This is a genomic window from Erwinia sp., assembly GCF_031978025.1.
Taxonomy (GTDB): Bacteria; Pseudomonadota; Gammaproteobacteria; order Enterobacterales; family Enterobacteriaceae; genus Erwinia.
The window spans coordinates 1-7227 of record NZ_DALZCD010000102.1 but is presented as its reverse complement, the minus strand read 5'-3'; the positions used below and the strand labels follow the sequence as shown (position 1 = coordinate 7227).

The 7227-nt window shown below is 52.8% G+C and carries 6 protein-coding genes and 1 pseudogene; 2 read left to right on the top strand and 5 right to left on the bottom strand.

The genetic code is table 11. From position 1 onward, the window contains the following. Positions 1-911, bottom strand: a pseudogene (gene hcp, locus RTK32_RS10140) (hydroxylamine reductase); the annotation flags it as partial. Positions 912-1226: 315 nt separating this feature from the next. Then, positions 1227-1460 carry a cold shock-like protein CspD gene (gene cspD, locus RTK32_RS10135; protein ID WP_312043569.1) on the bottom strand — a complete coding sequence of 78 codons (234 nt, stop codon included), beginning with the start codon at positions 1458-1460 and terminating at the stop codon, positions 1227-1229. 317 nt (positions 1461-1777) lie between these two features. Here cspD and clpS point away from each other — a divergent pair, with 317 nt between their 5' ends. Together clpS and clpA are read left to right on the top strand one after the other, a co-directional pair. Continuing rightward, positions 1778-2098, top strand: a complete 321-nt coding sequence (gene clpS / locus RTK32_RS10130; RefSeq protein ID WP_312043567.1) for an ATP-dependent Clp protease adapter ClpS — start codon at positions 1778-1780, stop codon at positions 2096-2098. Between the two features lie 28 nt (positions 2099-2126). Then, the gene (gene clpA, locus RTK32_RS10125) at positions 2127-4403 is read left to right on the top strand and encodes an ATP-dependent Clp protease ATP-binding subunit ClpA (RefSeq protein WP_312043566.1); all 2277 of its coding nucleotides are present in this window, start codon (positions 2127-2129) and stop codon (positions 4401-4403) included. A gap of 82 nt (positions 4404-4485) precedes the next feature. Here the strand turns inward: clpA and infA are convergent, their stop codons facing one another. The 3 genes from infA to cydC all read right to left on the bottom strand — a co-directional run. After that, positions 4486-4704 carry a translation initiation factor IF-1 gene (infA, locus tag RTK32_RS10120; RefSeq protein WP_125288739.1) on the bottom strand — a complete coding sequence of 73 codons (219 nt, stop codon included), beginning with the start codon at positions 4702-4704 and terminating at the stop codon, positions 4486-4488. A gap of 256 nt (positions 4705-4960) precedes the next feature. Beyond that, positions 4961-5653: a leucyl/phenylalanyl-tRNA--protein transferase gene (aat, locus tag RTK32_RS10115; RefSeq protein WP_312043563.1), complete on the bottom strand. Its 693-nt coding sequence runs from the start codon at positions 5651-5653 to the stop codon at positions 4961-4963. Positions 5654-5686: 33 nt separating this feature from the next. Beyond that, on the bottom strand, positions 5687-7227 hold a 1541-nt coding region (gene cydC / locus RTK32_RS10110; RefSeq protein ID WP_312043561.1), incomplete at its 5' end, for a heme ABC transporter ATP-binding protein/permease CydC.

Here is a 7227-nt window from a genome sequence, read left to right as displayed (position 1 = left end):
TCGATAATACAGTTAGAGGTCATGATGATGGGGCCGGGAAAGGCGGCAAACTCTTTTTGCTGGTTCTGCCAGCCACTGCCGTAATTGCCGACCAGGTGCGGATGTTGTTTTAGTTGGGGATAGCCATGCGCGGGCAGCATTTCGCCGTGAGTGTATACATGAATGCCGCTGCCTGCTGTTTGTTCCAGTAGCAGCTGCAGATCCCGCAGATCGTGGCCGGAGATCAGGATCGCTTTGCCTGCTACCGGCCGGGTATTGACCGCAACGGGCTGTGGAGAGCCATAAGTGGTGGTCTGCGCCTTATCCAGCATCGCCATCACAGCAAAGTTCATTTTGCCAATATCCATCGCCGCCGCCAGCAGATCGCTGGCGTTGTCCGGTTGCGTGCCAAGCCAGGCCATCATCTGGTGGAACTGTTGATAAATATCGTTATCAAAATAACCATGAACGTGGGCATGTTCCAGATAGGCCGCCGCACCTTTTAAGCCGTAAAGGCACAGCAGACGTAAACCGATAATGTCTTCCTCCTCGTTTCCACGATTGGGACGCCAGGCCAGTGCCTGCTGCTGCAGCTGCTGTAAATCGTCGCCTGCCAGGCCCAGGGCTGCTGCAGGATGATTTTGCGCGCTGCAGGGCAGCTTGCAGCGTGCCTGTAACGCCTCCCGATAGCGTATTGCCTGATGAGTAAGAGCAACGATGCGCGAGGAGTCAAAATTGACGTTAGTCAGCGTGGCGAACAGCGCCTTTGGGGTAAAGCTGTCGAGTTCATGCAGAATAATACCCTGTTGGCGGGCCGCCAGTGCCCAGGCAGAGAGCCCCTGTAGCGTGGCGATCAGCAGATCCTGTAAATCTGAGGTCTCCGCCAGTTTTCCGCACGCGCCGCGTGCTCCGGTACAGCCATTACTGGCAATTCGGCGTTGAGTCTGCTCACATTGTACGCAAAACATAGCCTTTCACCTTAAAGTTGTATTAAAAATGCAACTTTAATCCGAAAGGCGTAACTTGTCCTGATAAACAGCAGGGATATTGATTTAACGCAAATTTATTGCCCTGAAGTCATTCAGGCAAGCACAAGCAAAGCGGACAAATTTATTTCGTGTAAAAAGAGGGGTTGAAAAGTGACAGGACGTCGCCATTTTACTAAGGTTGGTAAAAGTTACCCATAAAAATGCCAGCGACGCTGGCTGGCATTTTATTGCAAGGTTGGTCAGAATATCACTAAGCGGTCAGGCGGTAACAGCTACTGCCGCTTCGGCATTAACGGGGACAATCAGGCTGGCATGATTGCCTTTTGGCCCTTGATGCACATCAAACTGAACCTGCTGCCCGGCTTTCAGCGTTCGGTAGCCATCCATCTGGATAGTGGAATAGTGAGCAAAGATATCTTCGCCGCCACCGACCGGACAGATAAAGCCGAAGCCTTTGGCATTGTTGAACCATTTAACAGTACCCGTCTCCATGCTTTTGGATCCCTCGCAAGACATTCAAATGGGTGAAGGAGTGAGGCATTGGCCTCCAGGCTGGTTAAAACGCATCCAGCATACGCCTGTACTGTAGAGAAATCGCACCAGGCGTCAAGCGAATGAAGAAGAGATGCCGGGACGAATTCATCAAAATTTGAAGCAGTTAACGCTATTGCTGTTTTTGTGATGAAGGTCGCGTAGTTGCAGGTTGGTGCAAAAATTCACCGGCTTCGGACAGCATTTCAGGCGTGCTAAACTTACGCTTAAGGGTGTTAGTCTGATGCAGGCAGGCAACGTTTTCATATTGGGTACGTATGGGAAACACTAACGATTGGCTTAATTTTGAACATCTTGCAGATGACAAACTCCGCGAAGGCTTAAAGCCACCTTCGATGTATAAAGTTATTCTGAATAATGACGATTATACACCTATGGAATTTGTTATTGACGTACTGCAAAAGTTCTTTTCTTATGATGTTGAACGTGCAACGCAAGTGATGTTAACAGTTCACTATCAAGGAAAGGCGATCTGCGGTGTCTTTACTGCCGAAGTGGCGGAGACCAAGGTCGCGCATATCAATAAATATGCGAGGGAGAACGGACATCCGTTGCTGTGTACGCTGGAAAAAGCCTGAATAAGGCGATCTATTGGGGGAGGTGCCTATGCTCAATCAAGAACTGGAACTCAGTTTAAACATGGCTTTCGCCAGAGCGCGCGAGCACCGACATGAGTTTATGACCGTCGAGCACTTGCTGCTGGCATTGCTCAGTAATCCATCTGCAAGAGAGGCGCTTGAAGCCTGTACGGTGGATATTGTGGCCTTGCGGCAGGAGCTCGAAGCCTTCATTGAACAAACAACCCCGGTGTTGCCGGTCAGCGAAGAAGAGCGCGACACACAGCCTACGCTCAGCTTTCAGCGCGTTTTACAGCGTGCCGTTTTCCATGTGCAGTCATCCGGCCGCAGCGAAGTTGCGGGTGCTAACGTACTGGTTGCTATCTTCAGCGAGCAGGAATCTCAGGCTGCCTATCTGCTGCGTAAGCATGAAGTCAGCCGCCTTGACGTGGTGAATTTTATTTCCCACGGCACGCGCAAAGATGAACAGGGGCCCGCCTCGGGCGCAGAAAACCCGGTTAACGAAGAGCAAGCAGGCGGGGAGGAACGTATGGAAAACTTCACCACCAATCTTAACCAGCTTGCTCGCGTTGGCGGTATCGATCCGCTGATCGGGCGGGATAAAGAGCTGGAACGTACCGTTCAGGTTCTTTGCCGTCGCCGGAAAAACAATCCGTTGCTGGTAGGCGAATCAGGCGTGGGTAAAACCGCGATTGCTGAAGGGCTGGCCTGGCGTATTGTGCAGGGTGACGTGCCGGAAGTGATGAAAGACGCCACTATCTATTCACTGGATATCGGTTCACTGCTGGCGGGCACCAAATACCGTGGCGACTTTGAAAAGCGCTTCAAGGCGCTCCTGAAGCAGCTTGAGCAGGACAACAGTAGCATTCTGTTTATCGATGAGATCCATACTATCATCGGTGCTGGCGCCGCTTCTGGCGGACAGGTAGATGCCGCTAACCTGATCAAACCATTACTTTCCAGCGGGAAAATCCGCGTGATGGGGTCCACAACCTATCAGGAATTCAGCAACATTTTTGAGAAAGATCGCGCGTTGGCGCGTCGCTTCCAGAAAATCGATATTACCGAGCCTACGGTAGATGAAACGGTGCAGATTCTGAACGGCCTTAAGCCGAAGTACGAAGCGCATCATGACGTCCGCTATACCGCAAAAGCGGTGCGTGCGGCGGTCGAACTGGCGGTGAAATATATTAATGACCGTCATCTGCCGGATAAAGCTATCGACGTAATTGATGAAGCTGGCGCTCGTGCACGTTTACTGCCGGTTAGCAAACGCAAGAAAACGGTTAACGTCTCAGACATCGAATCTGTGGTTGCTCGCATCGCACGTATTCCTGAGAAGAGCGTTTCCGCTACGGATCGCGATACCCTGAAAACGCTCGGCGATCGTCTGAAAATGCTGGTGTTTGGTCAGGACAACGCGATTGAAGCACTGACCGAAGCGATCAAGATGAGTCGTGCCGGTCTGGGCCAGGATCGCAAGCCTGTGGGTTCTTTCCTGTTTGCCGGCCCGACGGGCGTAGGTAAAACAGAGGTTACCGTACAGCTGGCGAAAGCGTTAGGTATTGAGTTGCTGCGGTTCGATATGTCGGAATATATGGAACGTCATACCGTCAGCCGTCTGATCGGTGCGCCTCCAGGTTATGTTGGTTTCGATCAGGGCGGGCTGTTAACGGATGCGGTAATCAAACATCCGCATGCCGTCGTGCTGCTTGATGAGATCGAGAAGGCACACCCGGATGTGTTCAACCTGCTGCTGCAGGTCATGGATAACGGGATGCTGACCGATAACAACGGCCGCAAAGCGGACTTCCGTAACGTGGTGCTGGTTATGACAACTAACGCCGGCGTACGTGAAACCGAGCGTAAATCAATTGGTCTGATCCAGCAGGATAACAGTACCGATGCGATGGAAGAGATCAAAAAGATCTTTACGCCAGAATTCCGTAACCGTCTCGATAACATTATTTGGTTCAAACATCTCGACAGCACGGTTATCCATCAGGTAGTGGATAAGTTTATCGTCGAGCTGCAGGCGCAGCTGGATGCGAAGGGCGTCTCGCTTGAAGTGAGCGATGAAGCACGCAACTGGCTGGCTGATAAAGGCTACGATAAAGCGATGGGTGCGCGTCCGATGGCGCGTACGGTGCAGGAAAACCTGAAGAAACCGTTAGCGAATGAGCTGCTGTTTGGCTCGCTGGTGGACGGCGGGTCGGTATCGGTGGCGCTCGATAAAGAGCAGAACCAGCTGACTTACCACTTCCTCAGCGCTGAGAAGCGCAAAGCGGAAGGCACAGTGCACTAAGCAAAAACTAAAGGCCGAAGATTCTTCGGCCTTTTTTTTACCCGTGCGGCGCAACAGGCGCCAGCATCTGCAGTAAAGTCGGTTAGCGGATACGGAAGGTGATACGACCTTTGTTCAGATCGTATGGAGTCAGTTCTACGGTAACCTGGTCACCCGTTGAGATACGGATATAGTTTTTGCGTATCTTTCCGGAGATATGCGCAGTAATGACGTGCCCATTTTCCAGTTCAACACGGTACATAGTGTTAGGTAGTGAATCCACTATCTTACCCTGCATTTCAATATTATCTTCTTTGGCCATCAAATCCTCTGGGTGTTATAACCTTTGTCTGAATCAGCAAATAATGCCGATTTAAGAACGTTATGTAAAGAATAGCTGATGTTTCCACCAGCGTCGGCCTCCCTGCGGCATCAGCAGCGCACGGAAACGCGTAATCAAGAGTTGGTACAAAACCGGGGGGAAAGTGCGGTCTTCAAAAAGGCTTATTCACGCATACCAAGCTCTCATATTATACCATTATTATCCTGCTCTGCGTGGAAAACATCATAGCGCAGGTTTAAAAAAGCGTCTGCTGCTGCCAGCAGTCGGCCGGAAGCGGCTGTTCAGACAGTAAATCAAGCTGTTTAAGATAGTCAGCGCGGGAGATTTCTTCTGCGCCAAGCGAAGCGGTATGGGGATTGAGCACCTGACAATCAATCAGCCTGCCGCCCTGCTGTAAAAAATAGCGGCTGAAAACCAGCAGTGCCGTTTTCGATGCATTTTCACAGCGGCTGAACATCGATTCCCCACAAAATATTTGCCCCAGCGCCAGACCGTACAGGCCGCCTACCAGCTCATTTTCATGCCAAACCTCGACGGATTGCGCCTCGCCCGCGTCAAACAACTGTTGCCAGGCATGTTTCACGGCCGGGGTAATCCAGGTCCCTTCCTGACGATCGTTAGCACAACCTTCGACCACTTCGCTAAAATTCTGGTTCAGCGTAACACGGTAGGGCGATCGCTGATGAAAGCGCTTCATGCTGCGGCTGAGATGAAACTTTTCTGGCCAAAGCACCGCGCGCGGATCTGGCGACCACCACAAAATCGGATCGCCCGGTGAAAACCAGGGAAAGATACCGCGCTGATAGGCGCTGAGCAGGCGGGGCAGGCTCAGATCGCCGCCCATTGCCAGCAGGCCGTTTGGTTCGCGAAGCGCCATATCCGGCGGTGGAAAATTAAGTGATTCTCTTGAGAGCTGCATCAGGCGCATAGTCACTGTCTCAGTAAAACGAGAGGGCTATGACTATACCGTAATCTGCTGCAGGAAAGCGCTGTAACGAGGGTGTTTTGAGATTAATTCGCTATGCGGTCCTGTGGCGATAACAGTCCCGCTTTCAATAAAGCAAATTTTGTCAAAATGCCGCAGGCACTGTGGACGATGTGTGACCACAATCATGGTTTTGCCACGGGCAGCTTCGTGCAAGAGTGTAAGCACCTGCCGTTCAGTCTGCATATCCAGTCCTTCTGTCGGCTCGTCAAGCAGCAGCAAAGGCCCATCATGCAGCAGTGCCCGGGCCAGCCCCAGCCGCCGTAGCTCGCCGCCAGACAGCGGCCGGCCCCCTTCGCCCAGCCAGGCATCCAGCCCTTCCTCCGCGTCGAGCAAAGCGTTCAGCCCGACTTTGTGCAGCATAACAATCAGCTCATCATCGCGACGATCTGGCGCAGCCAGCAATAAATTATCGCGTAAGGTAGCGTTAAACAGGTGGATGCGCTGCGTTACAACGCCGGTAGCCTGACGTAAAGCCGCCTCACTCCAGTGTGCCAGCGGGCGATCGTTAAACCAGATTTCACCGTGGGTAGGATCCCAGGCGCGGGTAAGCAGCTGAAGCAGTGTGGATTTACCACAACCGCTACTGCCTGACAGCGCAACGTGCTCACCTTGCGCAATATCCAAAGAAATTGACCGCAGAACGGGAAAATCCACGTTATAGCTGAAGCTGACATCACGCAGGCTTAATCGGATACCGGTTGGACTTTTCTCCTCACCAGTTGGGAACACCACGGCCGGGGACTGCAGAATGACTTCATTAACGCGGCGGGCAGAGGCGAAGACCTCACCCAAATGCAAAAAGGCGCCGCCAACGGGCGCCAGCGCTTCGAAAGCGGCCAGCGTGCAAAACAGAAACAGGGCTATCGTGGCGCTATGATTAAACACTGCGGCGGCCGACCAAAGTATGAAAACGGACGTCGCGCCGGTAATAAGCGTTAACAGCCCCTGTGATAACCCGGTAAGACGGGCACGGGCCTGCTGCGCGCGCAGCCATTGTGCTTCCGTCTCATCAAGCCGGGCGCGGAAGCGCTGCGCGCCGCCATAGATGCGCATTTCCGCCTGGCTCTGAAGCCAGCCTGCCAGCTGGCTACGATACCGGGAGCGCAAGTGTGTCAGCGTTTCGCCTTCTTTCCGTCCCAGCTGATAAAAGAACAGCGGCAGTATCAGCAGGGTCAGCAACATAACAGCGCCCAGCGCCAGCGCCAGCGGCCAGTTCAGATAGCCGAGCACAAGCGTTACCGCAACAATCGCGGTAAGCGCACCAAACAGGGGAGAGAGCAGGCGCAGATAAAGATGATCGAGCGTATCTACATCTGCCACCAGTCGATTAAGCAGGTCGCCCCGCTGGAAGCAAGCGAGCGCGCCGGGAGAAAGAGGGATCAGTTTATCAAAAGTGAAAACACGTAAATCTTCCAGGAGGCGAAACGTACCGTCATGGCTGACCAGCCTTTCTACATAACGAGCAACAGTGCGTAGAATTGCAGCGCCTCTTACTCCAGCGGCCGGCAGCATGT